Source organism: Shewanella sp. 553, from assembly GCF_059338375.1.
On record NZ_CM181701.1, the window covers coordinates 3,295,828 to 3,318,146 of the forward strand.

At 47.9% G+C, this 22,319-nt stretch carries 13 protein-coding genes and 2 pseudogenes; 6 read left to right on the forward strand and 9 right to left on the reverse strand.

Features of this window, described 5'->3' with window-relative positions:
* Window positions 1–50: 50 nt before the first annotated feature.
* Window positions 51–1,088 (forward strand): class 1 fructose-bisphosphatase, encoded by a 1,038-nt coding sequence (locus AC5YBZ_RS14605; protein WP_494523929.1) that lies wholly within the window; start codon window positions 51–53, stop codon window positions 1,086–1,088.
* A 135-nt stretch (window positions 1,089–1,223) separates the two neighbouring features.
* On the opposite strand, the gene AC5YBZ_RS14610 is transcribed toward AC5YBZ_RS14605, so the two are convergent.
* Window positions 1,224–2,111, reverse strand: coding sequence for an IS982 family transposase (locus AC5YBZ_RS14610; RefSeq protein WP_475514295.1), 888 nt, complete (start codon window positions 2,109–2,111; stop codon window positions 1,224–1,226).
* A gap of 92 nt (window positions 2,112–2,203) precedes the next feature.
* A pseudogene (locus AC5YBZ_RS14615) lies at window positions 2,204–2,448 on the reverse strand (transposase); the annotation flags it as partial.
* 152 nt (window positions 2,449–2,600) lie between these two features.
* On the opposite strand from AC5YBZ_RS14615, the pseudogene AC5YBZ_RS14620 reads away from it, so the two are divergent.
* Window positions 2,601–3,643: pseudogene (locus AC5YBZ_RS14620) on the forward strand (IS110 family RNA-guided transposase).
* Between the two features lie 647 nt (window positions 3,644–4,290).
* Window positions 4,291–5,103, forward strand: coding sequence for a hypothetical protein (locus AC5YBZ_RS14625; RefSeq protein ID WP_494520900.1), 813 nt, complete (start codon window positions 4,291–4,293; stop codon window positions 5,101–5,103).
* A gap of 460 nt (window positions 5,104–5,563) precedes the next feature.
* Here AC5YBZ_RS14625 and AC5YBZ_RS14630 read toward each other — a convergent pair whose 3' ends face one another.
* Window positions 5,564–5,854 (reverse strand): hypothetical protein, encoded by a 291-nt coding sequence (locus tag AC5YBZ_RS14630; protein ID WP_494523930.1) that lies wholly within the window; start codon window positions 5,852–5,854, stop codon window positions 5,564–5,566.
* Between the two features lie 882 nt (window positions 5,855–6,736).
* Window positions 6,737–8,533 (reverse strand): flavocytochrome c, encoded by a 1,797-nt coding sequence (locus AC5YBZ_RS14635; RefSeq protein ID WP_494520898.1) that lies wholly within the window; start codon window positions 8,531–8,533, stop codon window positions 6,737–6,739.
* Between the two features lie 387 nt (window positions 8,534–8,920).
* On the opposite strand from AC5YBZ_RS14635, the gene AC5YBZ_RS14640 reads away from it, so the two are divergent.
* On the forward strand, window positions 8,921–10,888 hold the full coding sequence (locus tag AC5YBZ_RS14640) for an ATP-binding protein (protein ID WP_494543117.1): 1,968 nt from the start codon (window positions 8,921–8,923) through the stop codon (window positions 10,886–10,888).
* 4 nt (window positions 10,889–10,892) lie between these two features.
* Window positions 10,893–12,272 carry a sigma-54-dependent transcriptional regulator gene (locus tag AC5YBZ_RS14645; RefSeq protein ID WP_494520896.1) on the forward strand — a complete coding sequence of 460 codons (1,380 nt, stop codon included), beginning with the start codon at window positions 10,893–10,895 and terminating at the stop codon, window positions 12,270–12,272.
* Window positions 12,273–12,337: 65 nt separating this feature from the next.
* Here AC5YBZ_RS14645 and AC5YBZ_RS14650 read toward each other — a convergent pair whose 3' ends face one another.
* The 5 genes from AC5YBZ_RS14650 to AC5YBZ_RS14670 all read right to left on the reverse strand — a co-directional run bounded on the left by AC5YBZ_RS14650 (window position 12,338) and on the right by AC5YBZ_RS14670 (window position 20,741).
* Window positions 12,338–13,606 carry a dicarboxylate/amino acid:cation symporter gene (locus AC5YBZ_RS14650; protein ID WP_494520895.1) on the reverse strand — a complete coding sequence of 423 codons (1,269 nt, stop codon included), beginning with the start codon at window positions 13,604–13,606 and terminating at the stop codon, window positions 12,338–12,340.
* Window positions 13,607–14,187: 581 nt separating this feature from the next.
* On the reverse strand, window positions 14,188–15,408 hold the full coding sequence (locus tag AC5YBZ_RS14655) for a phosphoenolpyruvate carboxylase (RefSeq protein ID WP_475514872.1): 1,221 nt from the start codon (window positions 15,406–15,408) through the stop codon (window positions 14,188–14,190).
* 1 nt (window position 15,409) lies between these two features.
* Window positions 15,410–16,063 carry a hypothetical protein gene (locus AC5YBZ_RS14660; RefSeq protein ID WP_475514873.1) on the reverse strand — a complete coding sequence of 218 codons (654 nt, stop codon included), beginning with the start codon at window positions 16,061–16,063 and terminating at the stop codon, window positions 15,410–15,412.
* Entirely contained in the window at window positions 16,064–19,735 is a 3,672-nt protein-coding gene (locus AC5YBZ_RS14665) for an ATP-binding protein (protein WP_475517046.1), read from the reverse strand.
* A gap of 295 nt (window positions 19,736–20,030) precedes the next feature.
* Window positions 20,031–20,741 carry a DUF3581 domain-containing protein gene (locus AC5YBZ_RS14670; protein WP_475514874.1) on the reverse strand — a complete coding sequence of 237 codons (711 nt, stop codon included), beginning with the start codon at window positions 20,739–20,741 and terminating at the stop codon, window positions 20,031–20,033.
* A gap of 305 nt (window positions 20,742–21,046) precedes the next feature.
* Here AC5YBZ_RS14670 and AC5YBZ_RS14675 point away from each other — a divergent pair, with 305 nt between their 5' ends.
* Window positions 21,047–22,222, forward strand: a complete 1,176-nt coding sequence (locus tag AC5YBZ_RS14675; RefSeq protein WP_494543118.1) for a porin — start codon at window positions 21,047–21,049, stop codon at window positions 22,220–22,222.
* Window positions 22,223–22,319 lie beyond the last annotated feature (97 nt).

Here is a 22,319-nt window from a genome sequence, read left to right on the forward strand (position 1 = left end):
AACGATTCATCTACGGTAGAATAGCCGCCAGAATTAAACCCTATAAAAACATGCTGACCTCAAATGTGAGCCTAGCTCGCTATGTCATAGGAAATAACATGCAAACTCTGGCGCAAAACCTCAGTTCACAAGGGATTGAAGCTCCTTTGTCTCAACTCATTCTGACCCTAGCTGACACCTCTAAAGCGATAAGCCATGCCGTGCGTCATGGCGCACTGGCCGGTGTACTCGGTGCCACCGAGCAAGAAAACGTCCAAGGCGAAACCCAAAAGAAGCTCGATGTGATCACCAATGACATGCTTAAAGACGCGCTAAAAGCCGATAGCACGGTACGCGGCTTAGCATCAGAAGAGGAAGATCATATTGTTGAGGTCGGCCAAAGTGGCGATTTTTTAGTGTGTTTCGACCCACTAGATGGCTCATCGAATATCGATATTAACTCACTGGTCGGCACCATTTTTTCGGTGCTACCCGCGCCAAAAGGTGAACTGAGTCAGCAAAGCTTCTTACAAAGTGGTCGCCATCAAGTGGCCGCAGGTTATGTATTGTATGGCCCATCGACCATGCTGGCCTTAACCACAGGTAAAGGGGTGCAGCTATTTACCCTCAACCCAGATACCAACGAATACTTGCTCACCAATGATGCCATGGCCATTAGCAAAGATACTGGCGAGTTTGCCATTAATATGTCAAACCAACGCTTCTGGGAAGCGCCAATGCAAACCTATATTAGCGATCTACTGCTAGGGGAAATCGGCCCACGTGAAAAGTCATTCAACATGCGCTGGATTGCCGCCATGGTGGGCGATGTGCACCGCGTATTGTGTCGCGGCGGACTCTTTACCTACCCAACTGACAATAAAAACCCAGACAAACCTTATAAACTGCGCTTGATGTATGAAGCCAACCCCATGTCATTTTTGGTCGAACAGGCAGGCGGTAAAGCCTCAACCGGCTATGAAAACATCATGGATATTGAGCCCAGCGACATTCATCAACGTGTCGCAGTGATTTTAGGCTCGGCTAACGAGGTCGATGCCTGCCTCGAATATCATGGCGTCGATTACAGCCAAGAGCCAAGCCTGTAGCCAATCAGCTAGCAGCACTCGCAACAAAAAAGTCGCCAAGGGCGACTTTTTTATTGCTTCTAACCATGACCTTTTGATGTAACGATGACTTGCTGAAAATATGTGCCAGCCATTATTAATCAACCTCAGATCGGTTTAACGTAACACTGAAATCACGTTGAATTCTGCTGATGTAATATTGAGTTGTGGCTTATTCTCTTTGAGTTGATAAGCCACTAAACCTCCTATCACATTAAGCATGAAACCATGTACGCTGCGGTGCCGCGTATGCTCTATTTGTGAGATGTTTTTTAGCTGGTCATTGATTGTTTCGATAATAAATCGTCTAGAAAGCATGGCTCTATCCCATAATGATAAAGCCTTTGCTTTCATGTTTTTACGCACGTTATTAACGATAGTTACCCCACGTTCTAATAGGTCGCCTGCTAACGCTTTGCCGATATACCCCTTATCAGCATAGAGTTTATCCATTGATTCAACGACCATACCTTTTACGGGTTTCGTGTCATGCACATTCGCAGGTGTTATTTTGGCTGCAACGATGCCGCCTCGATGGTTCACAATAAGATGAAGTTTAAAACCATAGAACCAGCCCATCGTGCCTTTTCCTCGGCTGGCGAGACCTGCTAGCGTTTTATGCCTTGGAATTCGTAAATTATGACAAACCTTAATGCTCGTTGAGTCAACGAATTCGATGCCTGTTGGGGCGCTTTTTAAAGAGGAAAAATAACTGCACATTGGAATGACTGTACTCGGCATGACTTCAAGAAATCGAGTGTAGCTGAGTAAGTTTGGAAAATCAGATTTGTAGAAACGAGCCAGATATCCTGTGTAAAAATTCTTGAAGTCACGATGATTAGACATATGGAAGGCAATGATAATTGTCATAATTTCACTCATCGTCATTCTGCCAGCGCGCTTACGCTTGCGGGTTCCATCAGTTAGACACTGTTGTTCCCATTGAGGAATAAAAGCATTACAAAAATCATCGACATCACAAAATACATCCACTAAATTATTCATATGCCCTCTGCGTGATTGATTAATCTTGGTCGAGAGATCTGATCACAAAGAGGGCTATTAGTTCAATTTCTTATCCCGAGTTCAGGTTAATCAGTCTCGGTATCAATACGTAGCACCACATGAAGGTGATTCGACATTACGGCAAATGCTGCCACATCAATGGCAAAAGCCGCTGCAAGCTCAAACAACAGCGATTCAATCCAACTGCGGCGATGATCATAATTTTTCCCCGAATAGGCATCATCACCACATAAAAGGCGCGCCTCACTACACGGCTACAACAATGATAATAGGGTGTGTCTTCAAGACTAATTTGGGTACGGCGAGGGCGTGGCATAACAACCTCCTTGTCTAATGCTCCTTCAAAGCTTAGTAGAAGGTCGTTTCTGATGCACATTAACTATGGGTGATGAGATGGACGCTCCCTAAATACGGCGTCAATGCGCCAAACTGATTTTGAACCATACAGTTACTTAAGGAGCGTCCACCATGAAAGTTAGCACTATTTCGATTGATTTGGCAAAGAATGTATTTCAACTATTGGGGATGGATAAACACGCCAAGCAAGTGTTCAGTAAGCGCTTAAATCGAAAACAGCTGAGCGAGTTTATGTCACAGCAACCTGCCTGCGATGTGGTCTTTGAGGCGTGTTTTTCTTCCCATTACTGGGGGCGTAAGTTTCTTGCCATGGGGCATAACGTTAAGCTCATCCCAGCGCAGCATGTCACCCCGTTTGTACGCGGTAGCAAGAATGACAAGAACGATGCCATGACGATTTATGAGGCAAGCCTCAGGCCTAACATTCGCTTTGTGCCGATTAAAACCGAAGCGCAGCAAGAGGTACTGATGCTGCACCGCGTCAGAGAGCGCTTAGTAAAACAAAGAACCGCCTGTACCAATCACATTCGTGGCGTGTTAGTCGATTTCGGTATTTGTTTTTCGCAAGGTCACAGTGCTTTTGAGCGAGCCATGTGGGATATCATCTGTGACGAAGCGCAACGACCACTGATAAAATTAATGGCCAATGATTTTTGGGAAGAATATCAAGCACTCACTAAGCGCCTTGAACGAATTAACTCATTATTAAAGCAGCTGGTCGAGCAAGACCCTAATGGTAAAATCCTATTGAGTATTCCAGGTGTTGGCCCGATTATCGCTTCAGCATTTGCTGCTGCCATTGGCGCAGACCAAGCCTTTAATAGCCCTAAAGAATTAGCGGTCTGGCTAGGGTTAACCCCAACACAATTCGCCTCAGGAAATAAGAGCGTCAATGGCAGCATCACCAAGCGCGGCGACGGCTACTTACGCAAACAACTTATTCATGGCGCCAGAACCGTAGTCAGCCATGCCAGCAAGAAAAGTGATGATTTAAATCAGTGGATAACCCAATTAAGAAGCCGTAAGAGCATTTGTACAACCGTAGTGGCTACTGCTCACAGACTTGCCAGGCTGATATGGATTTTATTGCACAAGCAAGTGCCTATGCGCCGCAATACGGCACTTATCAAGGCATAAGCCATGATGAAAATTAATCCCGTTGTCGCTATCTTGCAAAGCTCGGTCTGGCCAAGGGTAGTTAACCCGACTGGGTGATAAGAGCCGCAAGGTAGCACATTAAACACTCACCAAGGTTGTTGTTAACGATGAAGAAATGGCTCAGTCCAACCAGTGTAAGCCCGAACAGGCCAAGGATAGGATAAACCTAATCCGCATGGGTGTTTCACATTTTTAGGCGCAGTGGTACGGATTTCATTAGGGGCGGCACATTCAAAAGGATGCATGCACAGCCCGTATATATGGCAGTACAACCGCTTCTAGCAGTAAATGAGTCGCATCAAAAACAACGATAAAAGTGAGAATGTTGTACAAAAAACTAAGGCCAAAAAGCCTTCGGTGAGCAGAGTCTTGTCTTGACTCACCGGGAGCGTCCATATATGGCTATTTACTTACCCTACCTTTGGTGAGATAAAGCCTACCACTTTCAGCAGTTGGCTTCTTCTACGCCTCAATTAAGAGTGTCGCAGTTATTATCTGAAATCGGGAGTAATAATCTTTATTTACTTTACTATTTACTTGGCTCACCCTCAAGTGTTAACGTGAAACCAGCATCTCGGCAACATAAAAATGTCGCAATGATAATTTTACGTTAACCCAAAACAGATTATAAGGGAGAGTATATATGAAATGGTTAGCTATTATTTTGATGTTGACATCTTTTAATGCTATTAGCGCAATATCACCACCCGTCACAAATCCAGATATTACAGATGAATTTATTGAGCGGTGCACATCAACTTTCAAGCCGAGTAACACATTATGTTATAAATACTTTAATTATAAAAAAGAAAGTATTTATTTCGGCCAAAACAAAAAAAACTCCGTAACATTAAAATCAGTCACCCAAAATGTTGGAATTGGTGTAGTACTAAAAAGCTTGGGAATTGAATCGATTACTATTTCAAATAGAAATTACTCCGGTTCTTCGACCGACATCATTGAAAAAGAAGCCTATGAAAATATAATATCGTTACTAAACGCTCTAAATGACAATAACGTTTTCAATAGCAGCGGAATCTCTTTTACCCCAAAAACCATGACATCGTTTGGTGCTAGTAAAATAGTACTTGATTTAATTGGGTTAGCCTCTGACCTTACAACATTATCAACGTTTTTACCTGAGTTTGGTTTATTCGCTGACTCTCCCACTTATATCGCCATAGCATGTGATAATAATGACAGGGAATGTTTTTTAGTCGTTGAAACATCAGATGGAGAACCAACAAAAGTAATTACTGAGTCATCTCCTTATTCATCAAATGAGCCTTTTTTAGTTATCGGTGAAGAAGCACGAAAAGAAATTATGTCTTCAATTCTGAAACTTGCAGGTCCGAGCTGCACAGTATCTTCAGAGTCTAGTGAGGTACCCTGCCCAGCTGGAGCACCTAGCGATAGAGTATGTTATGTAATATCAGCTACCATGAATTGCGGTTAATAATTTAAACATTAACAAAAAAGCTCTGGCCAAATGCCAGTCAATTTAACTGACTGGCATTTTCCTTCAGGGTAACTGGTTTGAAATTCATCCAGATGCGACCACGAAAGAGCATTGCTCTATCTCTTTCCAACTCTCATTACCTAGTACAATCAAGCATTGATTAACCGTAGCTCGCTGACCTTCTGGATTGATGAGGAAGCCATCTCCACTTGGAATATCGTGAAAACGAGCCCCCCATTATAAAACAACAACATAATACGCTTTGGGTTCATGTTCAATCGCCGTGCTGTGATTTGGTTATTCTAGGTCAATACGATATGGCCGGAATATCGAGATATGACGACATCAAGCCCGTGAAAACAAGCAGCCCACTCGCTGAAAATATGTGCCAGCCATTATTAACGCCAGTAACCGTAGGCCGTTCCGGCGAGTGAAACGAGCAGCCTGATTACTCTTGTTATATACGCTCTTTCTTAATCAATGTTAACGCTTCTTCTTTTGTAATAACTTCATAAGGGCTATTAGGATGAGCATATAAGAACTGCGGTCCATCTTCCCGAGTAGTCAATTTAGCTTCAATTTTAATAAATGAGCCGATCGGGGTATTTTTACGCATACTAGATGAACATGAAACCCTCATATTCGTGTCCAAGCCTTGACCTTCTATCGGGTTTGCACGGACTGACTTGGATGAACCACCACCAACTCGTTTATGAGTTTGGATTACAAAAGTACGATAAGAACTCATATTACATCCTTTTATGTATAACGTCTTAGTATTTATACGTTGCGCTGTCTGCAAGGCATAAATAGCTTGTTGGACTTGGCCGCTGCCACATCCATGTATTTGGTATGCATGATGCTATAGGAGTTTGCTTTTCTGTGGTAGTCGTTTTTTTGAGCTTAGGTAAGGTAATCAATTGGTCTTCTTTAGTATTTTTATATTTCATTAACGCCTCTTCACGGCAAATACTCGTGATTCACCGTGCTTTTTAAACCATTCATGCCACTCAGGCCACAGGTCTTTGCCTCATTGATTTTCATAGCAAGGTCTTACTGAATCTACGGAGATTGATCGTGCTTTAAATTTGTGTTTTTCGTTCTGTTCTCTCGCAAACATTGGACGCAGCAAAAGCTTGTTAATTTGCAACTCATATCAAATGAAGTTAAATCGAAGAGGCGTTAGAGATAAGTGTAAACGCGGCTGCGGCCTTCGGTTTCAGGGATGAAACCGCAGAGCGGCCATGGATGGCGCACAGCGTGCCGCAGAAGTGTTTACACATTAGGTCGTTCCGTCACATCCATGTGATCACGACATTTGCGCATCCATGCACTGCACCTGCTGCAAGCAATTTCAAACAGTGAAGGTTCGCCCTTCAAACACTTTCAATAAATAAAAATGCAGCCAGCCGCTACTCAAGCAAACTAAAAAAAATGCCACACCTTCATTTCAAGGCCACCAAACTTTGGTATAAATCCCATGTTGAGCAGCCCCGCTCCATCAAGGATGGATATAAAAAAGCCACAGCGGGAGGGCTGTGGCTTTTAGCGGTGATATCCATACCACCTTTAGGTCAAACTGGAACGACGTTATTAACGATAAGTTTAGCTATTAGTTAATGTTTAACGGTTAATTTTTCTTTGAGTATTTCGCAGCTTCTTCACCTGCTAGACGACCAAAGGTGATGATGTCAGAGATGGCGTTACCACCTAAACGGTTAGCACCATGTACGCCGCCAGTCACTTCACCCGCACCGTATAGGCCTGGGATCACTTGCTTTTTAGCGTTCATCACTTCCGCTTTAGTATCAATCATCACGCCGCCCATGGTGTGGTGAACACCAGGGGTCACTTCGATTGCGTAGTAGTTACCTTCGTTGAGCGCACGAGGTAGGTTTGGACGCTCGAAATCAGCATCTTTGCCGCTAGTGACAAAGCTGTTGTAGCGCGCAACGGTTTCGGTCAATGCTTTACCATCGATGCCGACACCTTTGATATCGCCAAGTTTCACTAAGGTATCTGCCGTTGGTGCGACACCTAAACCAATATACTTATCGATTTTGCTCAGTGACTTACGTACAGAGTCATCGAAAATCAAGAACGCTGATTTACCGGTTTGAGCTAAGATAGCCGCCGATGCTTTATCACGAGTGGTGATTTCGTTGACGAAACGTTTACCTTCACGGTTAACTAAAATCGCGCCATTACCACGTACCGCTTCAGTCACCATCACGCCGCCTTTGACTGACAATGTTGGGTGAGCTTGGATATATTCGAGATCTTTCATCGCTGCGCCAGCATTACCGGCAACATCGATACCGTCACCGGTAGCGCCCGGTTGGTTAGTCGAGATAAAGCCTTTTAGCTTAGGATCTAGCTTAGATACGCGATCGTTATTTTTGGCAAAACCACCGGTTGCTAAAATCACCGCATCGGCTTTCACCCAGTAGTAACCCTTGTACATCCCTTTAACTAAGATGCCTTTGACCTTACCGCTATCATCTTTAAGAATTTCGATACCACGGGTGTTCATGCGTAAGTCGATATTACGCTCAACGGCGTTATCATAAAGCACTTGTACCACGTGAGCGCCCACGCCAGCACCGCCAGTAGGACGATGTGAACGGTTAACCGATGCGCCGCCCATACGGCCAACATCGCTAAGATCAGCGCCCATGGCGGTCATCCAATCGACAGAGCCTTTAGAGTGTGAACTTAAGATTTCCACCAACGCGGGATCGTTAATATCACGACCGCCTTTCATGGTGTCTTTGTACATCAGCTCAGGGCTGTCAACAATGTCTTTGGCTTTTTGTTGATCCGTCCATGCGGCGTTCATACCACCGGCGGCCAATTTGGCATTACCACCAATAACGGGCTCTTTTTCGATAAGAATGACTTTCGCGCCATTGTCGTGCGCCGATACCGCCGCAGAGAAACCTGCACCACCAGTCCCCACAACCACTACGTCAACGGTATCGCGAGGTGCGCTAGCAAGTGCCGCTTGACGATCAGATTTATCTTTAGCGAGTTCGGCAATAGTCGGTTCATCACGTTGCCATTTTTTCGCATAAGGCATGTCAAAGTCGAAGCTGTGGCAAGAGTCACAGTAGACCATAGATTTTTCATGCGCGCTGTGACAAGAGGTACAAGCAACATCGCCAGGGAAATGAGAGTCGTGAGCATTATAGTGCTCATGCTTAGTGGTTTCAGCCACTTCAGCCATGGTGCCGTGACACGCGACACACTGTTGGTTTTCATAGGTTAAGCTATCATTTGAAAGCTCACCATCTGGGGTATGGCAGCTGTCACACTCTTGGTTTTGAACATGGAACTCAGCTAGGTTATCTGCGGCAAGCGCATTACCCATAAATCCAGCAGTGCCCATAATGGTAGCCAAACAGGCTGCAAGTTGTAGTTTTTTCATCTTTACTCTCCTTTCCACACTCAACAGCGGTGACGCAGTCAGTCCAGAAACCTTTCATTATAATAATGATCCACGTGTCGCCCAATCGCATTGCGTGGTGGCCGACACTTATGTTGCTCCTAATCATCTTTGTCGATAAATCCAGCGACAGCAAGGTAGACACTCAGGTCTCCACAAGAAATGCCGCCTTAATCACAACACCTAAAATGCACTATGCAAAGTTGCATAACTTGCAAGTGAGATATGCAATTTTGCATAACTCATACAGAGCGAGATCACTCGGGCGATTGCCGCCAGTAAAAGGCGGCTAACGCTAATAGTTCACCGTTTACTAATTCGCGCAGTGCAGCACAGTTTATTAAGGCGTTATTCTCTACACTCAAGCCCATGAGACTGATACTACTTTGCCTAATATGCGCCTCGCTGCCGGTGCTCTCCCAAGAGAGCATAGTGTTTGGCGTACACTCTAATACCGCCCCTTTAGAATGGCGTAACAATGGCGTTGACCAAGGGTTTAACCTTGAGCTCATGGACAGAATTGGCCAGCTTACAGGCAAGCGCATCATAGTGCGGCGCAAAAGCTTCCAGCAGTTGGTCGCGGATGTGCACAACCCAGATAGTGATATCGATGTGATAGCCGTGGTCAGTCCGGTGAACTTTAGCCGTGAGCTAAATCAATCGGATCCTATCTATTCCACCCACGCCAAGGCTTATACCTTGCAAGGCAAAGCGTTTATCAATAACTGGAGCGATCTTGCTGGCAAGCGAGTCGCCATTAAAAAAGGCGCTTTTATCGATGTGTATCTGTCAGATCACCTGCAACAGTTTGAGCGTATTGATGTCGATCTGTATGAAACCGGTTTTCAACAATTGATGGATGATCAAGTCGATGTGGTGTTAGCCGAAAACTTTGTCGCCCGCCGACTACTGCCCTTTTACCCCTCGGTGAGAAGCTCCAGCGATGCACTGATCTACGGCGCCTTTAACTTTGTCTGTAATGGCAAAAAAACCGCGTTAATGCAGCAGATAAATGACGCTCTGCGTCAGCTTAAACTCTCGGGAGAATATGACACATTAGTCAACAAATGGTTTGGCACCGGGCGGGAAAAGGTCGATTTAACCTCGACCCAAAAACGCATGTTTTCTGTGGCCATTTTAGTGGCGCTTATCTCGGCAATCGGAATGGTTTACACCGGGTTTATCAGCGCGAGCCTACGCCGCCAAAAGAGGGCGCTTAAAGAAGAGTTAGAACAGCGCCGGCGCGCCGAAGCCGAGATATCGGTTATTTCAACTCAGTTTCAGTCGGTGCTCGATGGCATTCCCCATGGCGTCACCATCATAGATCAACACCTTAAGCGCCTGTGGAGTAACGATAACAATATCGAGCTGCTGGTTAATCAGCAATTTCACTACCTCGATGGCCAACCCTTTGACCTTAAACAGGCGATCAATAGCGTGCTGACCCAGCAGCGGTCACAAACGGCTGACATGCAGTACCAGCAAGAGTTTTGGCAATTGCAGATCCACCCGATCGCCAGCGATCAGGTGGTGATATTGCTCGAAGAGTCCACCGAGCAACATCGGTTGCGTCAGGCCAACGAAGAGGCCAGCCGCCTAGCCTCCCTAGGTGAGCTTTCAGCCGGCATTGCCCACGAAATCAATAACCCCACAGGGCTGATTGTGCATGCAATTTCACTGCTGAGCGCGGCAATAAAGGATCTAACACCTGCTGCAAGCCACTACCAAAAACACAACCCGTTTTGGCGCATTGCCGGACTGGCACCAAGCGATGCCATAGCCGAGTTGGGCCATAGCTGTCAAACGGTTGAAGAGGCCGCTACGCGCATCAGCCGTATTGTTAACGATCTTAAATGCTACGCCCTGCCAAACTTAGCCCAAGCACATCTGCCTATCGCCCTTAACGATGTGGTGCAGGTGGCGCTGCGCTTAACCAATAATCAGTGTAAGAGCTATCAAATCACCACCAACCTTTGTCCAGCAGATCCACTCATTAACGGCGATGCCCAGCAGCTGCACCAAGTGTTGATTAACCTTATTCAAAATGCCTGTCACGCCTGCGACCCTTACACTGGCGCTATCAGTATCGCCACCGAGGTTGATGCAGACCAAGTGCTGCTCACCGTGAGCGATAACGGCTGCGGCATGGACCGCGCCACCTTAAAACGCATCACAGAACCTTTCTTTACCACGCGCAGAAATAACGGCGGTTGCGGCCTAGGCTTGTCGGTCAGCAGCAGGATAATCAAACAACATCATGCGCAAATGCAGATCCAATCGAGTGTCGACCAAGGCACAAGCATCCGCTTAACGTTTGCGTTAGTACAACAGGATTAACCCCATGAAATTGGCCAGAAACATACTCTTAGTCGACGATGAAGCCTCATGGCTACGCACCTTAGCCGTCACCCTTAACCGCTTAGTGCCCGAAGCTGAAATCGACACCTGTGTCGATAGTCGTCAGGTGATCAATCGCCTACAGGTGGGCGATTACGCCTTAGTCTTACTGGACTTAACCATGCCTTTCGATTGTGGCGAAACGCTACTGGCGATGATCCGCAGCGAGTTTCCTAACACCCGGGTGATCATCGTCACCGGCGTCAATGAGGTCGATACTGCGGTGCGCTGCATTAAAAATGGCGCTTACGATTACTTTATCAAAACCGATAAGGTGGAAGAGTTGGCTCAATCGGTGCGCCGCGCGCTAGAAGTGGTGGGGCTGGAGCGTAACTACCTGCACATTAAAGAGCGTTTCTTAAGTCGCACCTTAGACAATCCACAGGCGTTTAATAATATTTTGACCTGCGAGCCGCAGATGCTCGATCAATTTCGCTATTTAGAGGCGGTCGCGTTTAGTCCTGAGCCTTTACTTATCTTTGGTCAAAGCGGTACCGGCAAGTGTGAATTTGCCCGCGCCTGCCACAGCCTCTACAGCCCACAAGCGCCATTTTTAACCATTAATCTGGCGGGGATCAGCGGTGAGGTATTCGCTCAAAAGATGTGTGGTCAACTGCACCACAATAGCGATGGCCAAATCGATGCCGTAGCCGGTTTGCTGCATCAAGTGGGCGATGGCGTACTCTACCTTAACGAGGTGGGCGCCCTGCCACTGGCGGCACAAATCACCTTATTGGATCTGCTTGAAACCAAGCAATATTATCCATTGGGCAGCGACAGTGCCTATCCGGTGCGATGCAAGTTTGTCGCCTCGACCCAAGATGATTTACTGAAATTACACCAAGCTGGGCAATTTCGTAGCGATCTGCTGTATCGTTTACGCGCCCATAAAATCAAGCTGCCGCCACTGGCCAACAGGCCGCTGGATATTTCGATGCTGATCAACCACTTTATTGCTCAGGCGGCCAGTGAAATGGCGCTGCCAATGCCGCAACAACCGGCCGACTTGGCCGCTAAACTGGCGAATTACAACTTTCCGGGCAATTTGCATGAACTTAAGGGGATGGTATTTGATGCGGTCAGCCGCAGTGATGGCGTCGCGCTGAATATCTCCCCCTTTATGGAGGCGATTAACGAGCATAAATCGCTGACACAAGCGCCATTAGATACGCTGGTTTTTCCTAAGGTGTTGCCTAGTTTAGCCCAGATGAATCAGGCGTTAATTGATGAAGCCATGAGCCGCACCGCCAATAATCAAACCGCGGCGGCGCAGTTACTGGGCATTAGCCAAAGCGCCCTCAGTCGGCGCTTAAAAGGCCATTAAGTCTCCATCATCATGAGTGGCTTGGCACCACTCATGATGATGTATCGCGACTTAAGCGGACTGACTTAAGCAGGCTTGAGCTGCGCCTCTTGCGCCTTAAGCTCCTCGGCTTGATGTTCTTTCTCTGTGGCATCGACTATGGTTAACACCGCCGCATCACCCACTACATTGCACGAGGTCAACACCATATCGATCACCCTGTCGAGCGCCGCTACTATCACAAAGGCTTCGAGTGGTAATCCCATCTGATGGATCAACACGCCAATCATCACCATGCCACCACCAGGTACACCGCCAGCGCCGACCGATAACAAAAAGATACTGAATAACAATGATGGCAACTGCTCCATCATGATGGGGGCACCAAAGGCATTAGCGACAAAGAAAATCGCAATGGTGACATAAATCGACACACCGGTCATATTCATGGTCGCCCCCAGGGGCACGCCAAAACCAGCGACTGCGGGCTTAACCCCCAGCTTTTCTGTTAAGGTGCGCATGGTCACCGGAATGGTGGCATTAGAGCTTGCGGTAGATAAGGAAAACAAAATTTGCTCTTGTGTCTTAGCCCGAAACGCCTTGGCCGACACCGAGGTAAACAGACTAACGGCAATAGGATAGACGGCAAAAATCCAGATCAAGAGCAGGGTAATGATCACCACCATATATTCCATCACGCTGACAAATAAGCTGGCCTCTAACGTGGCGCCTAACTTCAGCATCAAGGCAAACACCCCATAAGGTGCCAGCTTCATCACGACGCTAATCAGCTTCATCATCAACTTGTTGCCCTCTTGAAACCCTTGGTTTAACAAGGGAACGCCATCGCCCATCGACTTAATCACCCCACCGACTAATAGCGCCATAAAGATCACCTGTAGCATATTGCCCGAGGAAAACGCGCTAACGGGATTACTGGGGACGATATCGACAATCAGTTGCATCAAGTTAGGCAGCTCAGTCGTGGCTATCACAGCCTCAGTGCCTGAGGTCATATCGATGCCGGCACCGGGCTCAACAATCAAGGCCACCGCCAGTGCAGTAGAGATGGCGAGCAGCGTATTAATAATATAAAACCCAAAGGTTTTACCACCGAGGCGGCCAAAACTCTTCAGGTCGTCTAGCTCCAGTACACCACAAACAATGCTGACAAACACCAAAGGCACAACCATCAACATGATCATATTGACAAACATGGTACCGACACCGCTGGCGATGTTGACCACCCATGCGGTTAATTGGCTGGCATCAGCCAAACCGTATTGCAAAATAGTGCCGAGTATGACACCCGAAAAGAGCCCGATAAAGATGCGGGTAGAAAGTGATTTTGTCATCTGTTTGCCTATTAAATTTAGCGTATCTACTGCACGCTTTTATCTGTGTATCTCATCGATGGAGATTAAGATGTGAGGCGGGTACTCCCCTGCTTGTGCAGAGATAGTGGATCATGCTAGCAAGCTTTTCAATGGGCTTGGAAAAAAACCTCAAAAACAACAAGCGCATAACAAGATAAAATATAAATACTTAGCCCAATATTAACAAAGAGATATAGAGACTCAGCACCGACACGCGCAACCCAAACTTTTACATTGACCCATAAAAATAAACCTAACCACTTGATTTACAACTGGCAACACCAGTTTTTACCACTAAAAAATAAAACCGAAAAGGCGTATATATCTACAAAAGCAACACCAGGCAAACTAAACCACTACTAGCACAGCGTCACTAGTGAAATACACTAGCCAACGTCGCTGAAAAAAGCGCCGCCCCGTGCTGATAATAAGCAATAAAAAAACCATTAAATCAAAGTGTAAACACTTGATTTAATGGTTTTAAGGACGATTACTTTACTTAAAGGTTATAACTTTTTTGGTCAATAGCGGCTTAGACCCAAGGCGTTATCCTCAGCAGGCTAGGCCAACCAAAGCTCCACATCACGAATAATAAAGTTACCACTGTAAGTGGGGTGCGGCTCACCAATGGGCTCTAATTCAAAATAGCGTCTGTGCTCTTCTGGCAATCCTTCGTAACCGCAGATCACCTGATACAGCCAGCTCTCAGGATCCCACTCCAGCGTTTGCTGTTGATGGTATTGCAATGCCGATTGCCTTAAGCCTGAGTCGATCACCGCACAAAAATAATCATCGACCGCCAACTTGAGGGGGTTAGCGGCAATTTCAAAATCTTCAGCATCAACCAAGGCAAACGCCACATCATGCTCGCGCACTAAGGTGTCACGCTCGACACGGCTAATGGCTTTCACTTGCGCCACCAGCTGTAACAGCTCAGCCTCATAGCCGGTATTACTCACATCAACCGCTGCGGGGGCTAAGAGTGCTTCGGCGCGATTAAACAGAACTGGCAACTGCTTGTGGCTGACATGATCTGCCACCTGATAATCGGGATGTTGATCTGTGTATAACAACCAGCCCTTAAGTAAGCGTGTACGCCCTTGGATCTGCCTAAAACGTCCAAGCAACTCCAATAACCGCCCCTGCACCACACTGAGTTCTTGGGTGCAATCACTCAAGGTTTCTTGCAAGGTGGTGACCAGCAATTTACGCAGCTCACGAATATCACCGGCCAGCTCGCCAAGCTCGCTAAATTGGAACATCTCTAAGCCATTGAGCAGCTCACTGACTTGGCTTTGGGCCAATTCGTTTTCACGAATTTTGGCATTGATGGTGCCGACATAACCAAACTCATTATTAATCCGGCTCCACAATACCCGTATCGAATAACGCAACCCTTCGGCAAAGCTGTAAACGTGCTCACTCAGATCGGCTAAATAGGCTTCACTGGCGCTATAATCTACCGCATGGCGCGCCTCTTTATAGTGGCTCGCCAAGGTTTTGATGGTGGCAAGACCCGAGCCGACATTGGCATCGATTTGCCGATTACGCTCATCACTTAAAGTCTCTTCTAATAGCGCGCGCACTGACCGTTTGAGGCGTAAATCTTGCCCGGGTTCTGGTCGCCACAGGATCTCGGCTTTACGTAGCTTATCGATTGCTGCCGCGTTATCGCCCCCTTCGGCCACTGAGCCCGATAGGTACACGTCCATGATAAGTTCGCTATGCCGCCCCAGTAGCTTAAGTAGCGTTACCCCGGATTGGTGTAAGTTACTACTCATATCAGATTAAGTCCCTTTGGGTGGCAGTTTCGGCCTGAGCTTCAAGGCTTAAGCCTTCAGTCTCGTCGATAAAACGAATAACTTCATAGAGATAATCTAGTTTACCCGTGGCGATGTAGATCTGCTTTTCCACGTTAGGACGCAGCAGATACCCCAGCTCCACCAAGCGTTTAAATACCAACTTAATTTGTGCATCCACCTGAGTACTGCTAGAGCCAAATAAACGGTAGTGGCTGATCTTAGCCAGCTGCTCACGAAACGCGGGGGTATCTTCGATGCGCATCTGCAGTTCGCTTAAACGCACCGCCGCCCCTTCGCAAAGCGGCGCATCTTGACCACTGGCTTCTTGCACCAGCACCAGCCATTCGACCAAAGGGATCAATGCATTACAGATATCGCGAAACTGAGACGATATCACCTTGCGCTCAGTGTCACCGAGCTGCAAGTAACCACAGAAAAACACCTCGCCTTCACCGGCCGATGCCACTGTACGGTTAATGCGGTTAAGGTACTGCTCGACACTGTCGCGGGTTGTCGATGACTTTAACGCACGCCACGCTTCTTCGTTACTGGTGCGGCAGATAAATTCACCGCGCAGCAAACTTTCAATCAATGCGCCTTGGCCGACTAATACGGTTTGTGTGCTATTACTCATTTATCCCGTCTCCTTGGCAAAACGCTGGCTTAACTTGTCGGCAATAGGATTTAATTGCGGCTTCACGACCTGTAATTTCTTGGTCTGTTTATTGATGATATAGCGGTTAACAAATAGATTTAGCACCTCTGACTCAGGGTTAGGAAATGCCCCTAACACGCTGATATTGTTGTTTTCACAGGCATCAAAAATCTTTTTCACGTTACCGTGGTGTAAGGTGCCTAACTCATCGATAGGCCAATGGATGGTCACATCGGCACGGCCACGCAGTAAGCGGGTAAAAGCCAGCAAGAACTTACATAAAATCAGGTAGGCCATACCATGGCTCGACGACTCATTAAGCTGTCGGTCGGTGCGGATGATGAGGTCGCTGTTACCCTCTTTTAGGCGCAGCTCAATCTCTAATAACTTGGCGATGCCACCCGTTAATGCCGCGCGGCCAATAATGTCTAAGGCGCGGCGCATGCTGTTGGTGTAGTGCTCGTCGGGCAATTCGGCAAAGCCGTCGGCTTTCCATTGACGGAACGCCTTAACAAACACCTCAAGCTCTGGCCAAAACTCCAGCTCGCTGATGCGCGAGCGGATACGCACCGCCGACTCGCTCACCCCATCGAGGAACAGCTCTTCACCCACTTCGCGGGTAATACGCGCACTTTGCGAGGCAATACGGCGGTCGATATCGGCTAACACATCGTAAAAGGCGGTCAAATCGATACCAAAATTACGCCCTTGCTCACGCAGGCCCATCACGGCTTGGGGCACCATCACATTGAGCAGCTGCTCAAGTTGTGGCACGAGCTTACGATAATCGAGTAGGCGAATGCCTTTATCGTTAATAAAGCTCGACTCTTCGCGCGCACGATCCCAGATCTCCGACAGACTCGACCCGGACTTACTGGCGATCACCGAATCAAAATGTTCAATATATTGCTTCACCGATCCCAGCAATTGATCGCGGCGCAGTAACTGATCTTCACCTTGACGCAGGCGCTCAGCCAAGCTGCCTTGCAGTTCATCATTGCTTGCGGGCAATTTTAGCTCGGCCAGTTTACGCATCACGCTGCGCAATTTAGTGAGGTTTTCAGACGCTTCCACTTGAATCGCATCCGATTGCTTACGCTGGCTGTCGAGCTCCTGACGTCGCTGCTTGATCTCGTTGGCTTTGCGAGTCAACTGCTGCTCTAGCTCAGCGACCGCCATCTTGACCTTACTCAGCTCAGTTTGCAGCTTAGGCTTACGTGACAACCAGGTGTGCTGGTACCAGTCATCGAAGCGCAGCACTTCACTGCGACGCTGTTCGGCTTTGCTGATGTCACTTTCAAGCTGACGTATCTCCTGCTTGAGCTTAACAATTTTGCCTTCATCGACGCCGCGAGATTTAAGCTCATCTTTGTACCACTGCTCACAGGCTTTTTGCTCTGCTTTGGCGTCTTGACGGCGCTGGGCGATATTGTTTTTCACCTGGGCTAACTGGTTGTCTAAAACGCCGACCACCTCTTGCCAGTAGGCGTTTTTCTCCATGCGGGCTTCGAGCTCTAGCTCTTTTTGCGCCGCTATCCACTCTTGATGCCGGGCATTGAGCTGCTTAATCTCGCTGTCGATACGGCTAAGGCGTTTTTGTGCCTCGGCTTTACGGCCGCTCAACGCTTGATTGATTTTCTCTTGCTCGCTGCGTTTATCATCAAACAGGCGACGCAGATCGTCACGGCTATTCTTATAGGCAGTCTTGGCAAAGGTCAGCTCCCGGTTGAGCTCATCGAGTTCGGCGTTACACGCCACCAGATGCGCTTCGGCCTCGGTTTGCAGCGCCTTGGCCGCCGCCAAGGTCTCTTCGGCCTCACTGTAGCGGCTACGCAGCTCCTGCTCTGACGCGGCATAGTCAGGAATATCAATGGCTTTAAGATCTAGAGCGATACCACAAAAGCTCTCTTGCGGCTCGGTTATGGTTGGGTGTAAGTCGCTGCGATGCAGTAACTCAGGGTTAATCAGCTTACCAATATTGGCTTCCCACCCGTTGACCTCTTTGCGCAGGTATTCAAGCAGGGTGTGAGATTGGGGAAACAACACATGGTGCAACTCGTCGAGGGCAGTTTGACGCTCAATGACCCTCAGTCCCGCTTGGCGCAGGGCTTCGTTGGCTTGATCGCGTTTGGCTCTGAGCTTGCGCTCATGGCTGCTTAGGCGTTCGACCTTGGCATTGCACACCTCTTGTTCTTCGTCAGCTTGGGCGATCCGCTCATCGAACACGGCCAAGCTGAGCTTTTCCGCTTCGCTGTAGGTGACATTGTTAACCTGCATGGTCAACTCGGCGGCCGAGAGCTTTAACTGATAGGCTTGTTCGCTGTGTTTCGCGCGCCCCGCTTCCAGCTGCTCGCGCCATTGTTGCTCTAGTGCCGCTAACTCGTTACGGCCCTGCTCTTGCTGCTTGTCGCGGGCTTCGCGATGCTTATCTTGCTCTTTATCGAGCTGCTCTAATTCGCGGTTAAGGTTGTCACCAATTTTACTGCGACGGGCATTGTAAGCCGCCTCGACATCTTGGTGTTTTTCGGTTTGCAGCTTATGGCGCTCGGTTAAGTTATCTAAACTGGCGCGCCAGCTTGGCAGCTGGTCGAGATCCAATTTAGCCTGCTCTATATCGGCATCGAGAAAGGCACCGTGCTGATCTTCGATTGCGTCTAGCTCGGCTTCAAACTTAGTCACATCGCCCTTGGCGGCGGACAAGTCTTGATTGAGCTCGTCGCGCTGCTCGCGCCACTCCTCGTCGAGTTGGCGCAGCTGCTCCCCTAACGCCTTGGAGCGTTGCTGATTAAGCTCTTGGCGCTCAACCTCGGCGGTTTCATCTTTACTGTAACCACGCTTAAGGCCGCTCAGGCGCTGCTCGGCGCTGAGTAACTGATTAAACTCCTGTTCGAGCTTGTCGTACTCGGGGCGGATCTGCTCAAATCCTTGGATCAACTGGCTTTCACGGATCCAGGCTTCCACGCGCTGTGGATTGAGGCGCGAGCTGGGCGGATTGACCCCATCTTCCTCTAAGATGGCGGCGATCATCGATTTGATGGTCTCCATCTTGCCTTCTTTCGAGTGCACCGCTTTGGCCAGTTTTTCGATATGGCGCAGCGAGTGTTCCTGCTGACATAAGGAAAACTGCCGCGCATAGGCGCGCAGCTCACTGCGGTTACTGCCCGTGCTCAATAAGGTGCGATCGTTTTGTATGATGGCGCGATATTCTCGGGTGTTGAGTAAATTACTCACCGACACGCCGCTGCGTTTCATCTCGCGGCCCAGCTCTGCCATGTTGTGGCACAAAATCGAGTCGCCTTGCTGGGACTTCACATAGTCTGCCAGTTCAAATGCTTTGGCGATAAAACGGTAATTAACCCCTTTGCCATCACCCGCCGATGCCAGCACTGCTTGGCTGTAAAGGCCATCGTCACGCACATATTCATAGATGATGTAACTGGAATCGTGCGGCAGATACCAACGCTCGAAACTATCACGGGTTGAGGGCACGACTCGGCTCGGATATTCGCCATAAAATACTGGCACCAAACGCTGCAAGGTGGTTTTACCCGAGGCGTTGGTCCCACAAATATTGGTGTGTCCGTCGAGGGCGAGTTCAACAACGCCAGGTAGGTGCGTGTTTATCAGCACTATTCGATTCAAACTAGGCATCTTTTTCCTTAATGCAAACGGCGCTAGGGCGGTCATAGCGCGCATAAAAACCTCCCCACGCCAAGGCGTAACGGCAGGCAGCAACAATCTAATGGTCACTAAAGTAAATCAAAGCGACAGGCTTGGCAATCGAGCGGCGCTCGAGGCGCTTTTGGACGTTTAAAAAGCACGCTTACATCGCAAAACCAGCTTAATAATGCGTCAATAAGATGCAGTGAGACGACTTAACCGCGCCCACAAAAAAGCTCGCACTTGGCGAGCCCTTAATATAAAGCTAAAGCGGGTTACTTAACCGTTAAGCACCTTGGTAATCGATGCGCCGCGCTTCATAACGCGCCACCATGGCGTCCATATCTTGCTCTTCAATGGCGCGCAGGCCACTCAGCACTAAAGTTTTAACGCCGGTGCCCACTAACTTATCACCGCAGCGCAGCTCAAATTTAAGGGTAACATCGCCGCGCTTACCGTCTATCACTAAGGTTTGCTCCACCAGCGACAGTTCAATATGGTTAAAGTCCAATGTGACTAAGTCAAAGGCCATGCTTTCGTAGATCACTAATGGACGAGCGGGATTGATCATCACCCCTTGCTCGCGCATTAACGGCACTAATACATGGGTAAAGTTCAGCCCTGAGAAGGCCACATAGCTGCGAATAAAAGATTCGGTTTGCACATCACACAAGGTGCTGTCGCCGCTACGCTCGACGCTTAGATATTGTTTATCTTTATGGTCACGAATAGCAAAACGCTCGCCCACCTGAGGTGGAAACACCAAGGACACCCCATCGCCCACCATGCCTTCGAACTGAAAACGCATCTTTTGGCTCAAGCCATATTGACCAAGTACTAAGGCAAACAAGAGATCGCCAGGCACGCAAAAGCGTTTGGCTGCCACATCATGGATGGGGTTAAAGTCTTGTGCGACCTCTTTGGCAAAATCACTGGCTTGCTGGGCCGATACTGAAACACTTTGCTGTTCTTTTTTAAAATAAGGGCTTAGAAACATATGGGCTCGTTCAATCAGGGTTATCCAAAATGGGGGGCGCTAGTATATACCTGTTTACAAAAAACACTCACCCGATGACTTGAGCGGTGATAAACACGAGTCAACACCGAAGCTCTCAAACAAACTAACCGACTGTTATTAAATAAAAATAAATACCCCCTATTTAAAAAAATGCTTTGCGTCAGCCTTTTCGAGTGCGTAATTTATTGACTCGGACCAAAATCTTAATGATAACTATTTGCATTATCATGATTGATATGTAAAATTGCCCGCATTAAAACAACCCCAATACAACAACTGGGAAAATGATGATGAAGAAAACACTAATCGCAGCAACCTTATTTGGTATTTTTGCAAGCCAAGGTGCTAATGCATCGCAGGACACTCAAGAGCTACGCAAGATTATCGAGCAGCAACAAAAAGTGCTACAAGAATTAGAAAGCCGCTTAGAGCAGACAGAAAAGCGTGTAGAGCAAACTGCTGATGTCGTTGAAGAATCAAGCTCAGCTAAAAGCGCGACCACCATTGGGGGTTACGGTGAGCTGCATTACAACAACATCACTGACAATCAGTCGGGCAAAGATAAAAAAGAGTTCGACTTTCACCGCTTCGTACTGTTTGTCGGCCATGAATTTAATGCAAGCACTCGCTTTTTCTCTGAGCTAGAAGTGGAGCACTCTATCTCAGGTGACGGCCAAAAGGGTGAAGTTGAGCTAGAGCAAGCCTATATCGAACACGATTTCAGTGACGCGCTTACGGGTAAAGCGGGTTTATTCTTGATGCCTGTTGGTATCATCAACGAAACCCATGAGCCACCAGCCTTCTACGGTGTTGAGCGCAATCCGGTAGAAAAAGACATTTTACCCGCCACGTGGTGGGAAGCGGGTCTAAATCTCAACATTAAAGCCGCACCGGGCCTCGCATTTGATGCAGCCGTGACTTCGGGCCTTAATGTGGGTGACGACTATAAGATCCGTGGTGGACGCCAAAAGGTGTCGAAAGCCAAAGCAGAAGATCTGGCTTATACGGGTCGCGTGAAATACACCGCTATTCCTGGTCTTGAACTGGCGGCGACGGTGCAATATCAATCCGATCTAACCCAAGGTAAAGCGGATGTCGATACAGCATCAGCCACTTTGCTTACCGCTCATGCGATCTACAGCATCGACAAATTCACCGTTAAAGCACTGTACGCTCAGTGGGATATTGACGGACAAGAAGCCAAACTACTAGGACGTGACGAGCAGAAGGGTTACTACATCGAGCCTTCATACCGTATCAACGAAAGCTTTGGTGTGTTTGCTCGCTACAATGCATGGGACAACAATGCGGGTAACGGTGATGATACTGAAATCACCCAAACCAATATCGGTGTGAACTATTGGTTACACGAGAACGTGGTATTCAAGGCTGACTATGAAAAAGTGGGCGGCGCTAAAGACGCTGACGGCTTTAACTTAGGCGTTGGCTACCAGTTCTAAGCTACACCTACGTCATAAAACGGTGCGCATGCTGGGTTTGCGCACCGCTTTCCATTAAGGTCGTCACTTGCTGAGCTCAGCGAGTAAGACATTTGTC

Bases quoted from the DNA above. Each gene is read 5' to 3' on its own strand.
- AC5YBZ_RS14675 (WP_494543118.1), top strand. From the start codon at position 21,047: ATGATGATGAAGAAAACACTAATCGCAGCAACCTTATTTGGTATTTTT.
- AC5YBZ_RS14605 (WP_494523929.1), top strand. From the start codon at position 51: ATGCTGACCTCAAATGTGAGCCTAGCTCGCTATGTCATAGGAAATAAC.
- AC5YBZ_RS14665 (WP_475517046.1), bottom strand. From the start codon at position 19,735: ATGCCTAGTTTGAATCGAATAGTGCTGATAAACACGCACCTACCTGGC.
- AC5YBZ_RS14640 (WP_494543117.1), top strand. From the start codon at position 8,921: ATGAGACTGATACTACTTTGCCTAATATGCGCCTCGCTGCCGGTGCTC.
- AC5YBZ_RS14655 (WP_475514872.1), bottom strand. From the start codon at position 15,408: ATGAGTAGTAACTTACACCAATCCGGGGTAACGCTACTTAAGCTACTG.
- AC5YBZ_RS14635 (WP_494520898.1), bottom strand. From the start codon at position 8,533: ATGAAAAAACTACAACTTGCAGCCTGTTTGGCTACCATTATGGGCACT.
- AC5YBZ_RS14630 (WP_494523930.1), bottom strand. From the start codon at position 5,854: ATGAGTTCTTATCGTACTTTTGTAATCCAAACTCATAAACGAGTTGGT.
- AC5YBZ_RS14645 (WP_494520896.1), top strand. From the start codon at position 10,893: ATGAAATTGGCCAGAAACATACTCTTAGTCGACGATGAAGCCTCATGG.
- AC5YBZ_RS14650 (WP_494520895.1), bottom strand. From the start codon at position 13,606: ATGACAAAATCACTTTCTACCCGCATCTTTATCGGGCTCTTTTCGGGT.
- AC5YBZ_RS14625 (WP_494520900.1), top strand. From the start codon at position 4,291: ATGAAATGGTTAGCTATTATTTTGATGTTGACATCTTTTAATGCTATT.
- AC5YBZ_RS14670 (WP_475514874.1), bottom strand. From the start codon at position 20,741: ATGTTTCTAAGCCCTTATTTTAAAAAAGAACAGCAAAGTGTTTCAGTA.
- AC5YBZ_RS14610 (WP_475514295.1), bottom strand. From the start codon at position 2,111: ATGAATAATTTAGTGGATGTATTTTGTGATGTCGATGATTTTTGTAAT.
- AC5YBZ_RS14660 (WP_475514873.1), bottom strand. From the start codon at position 16,063: ATGAGTAATAGCACACAAACCGTATTAGTCGGCCAAGGCGCATTGATT.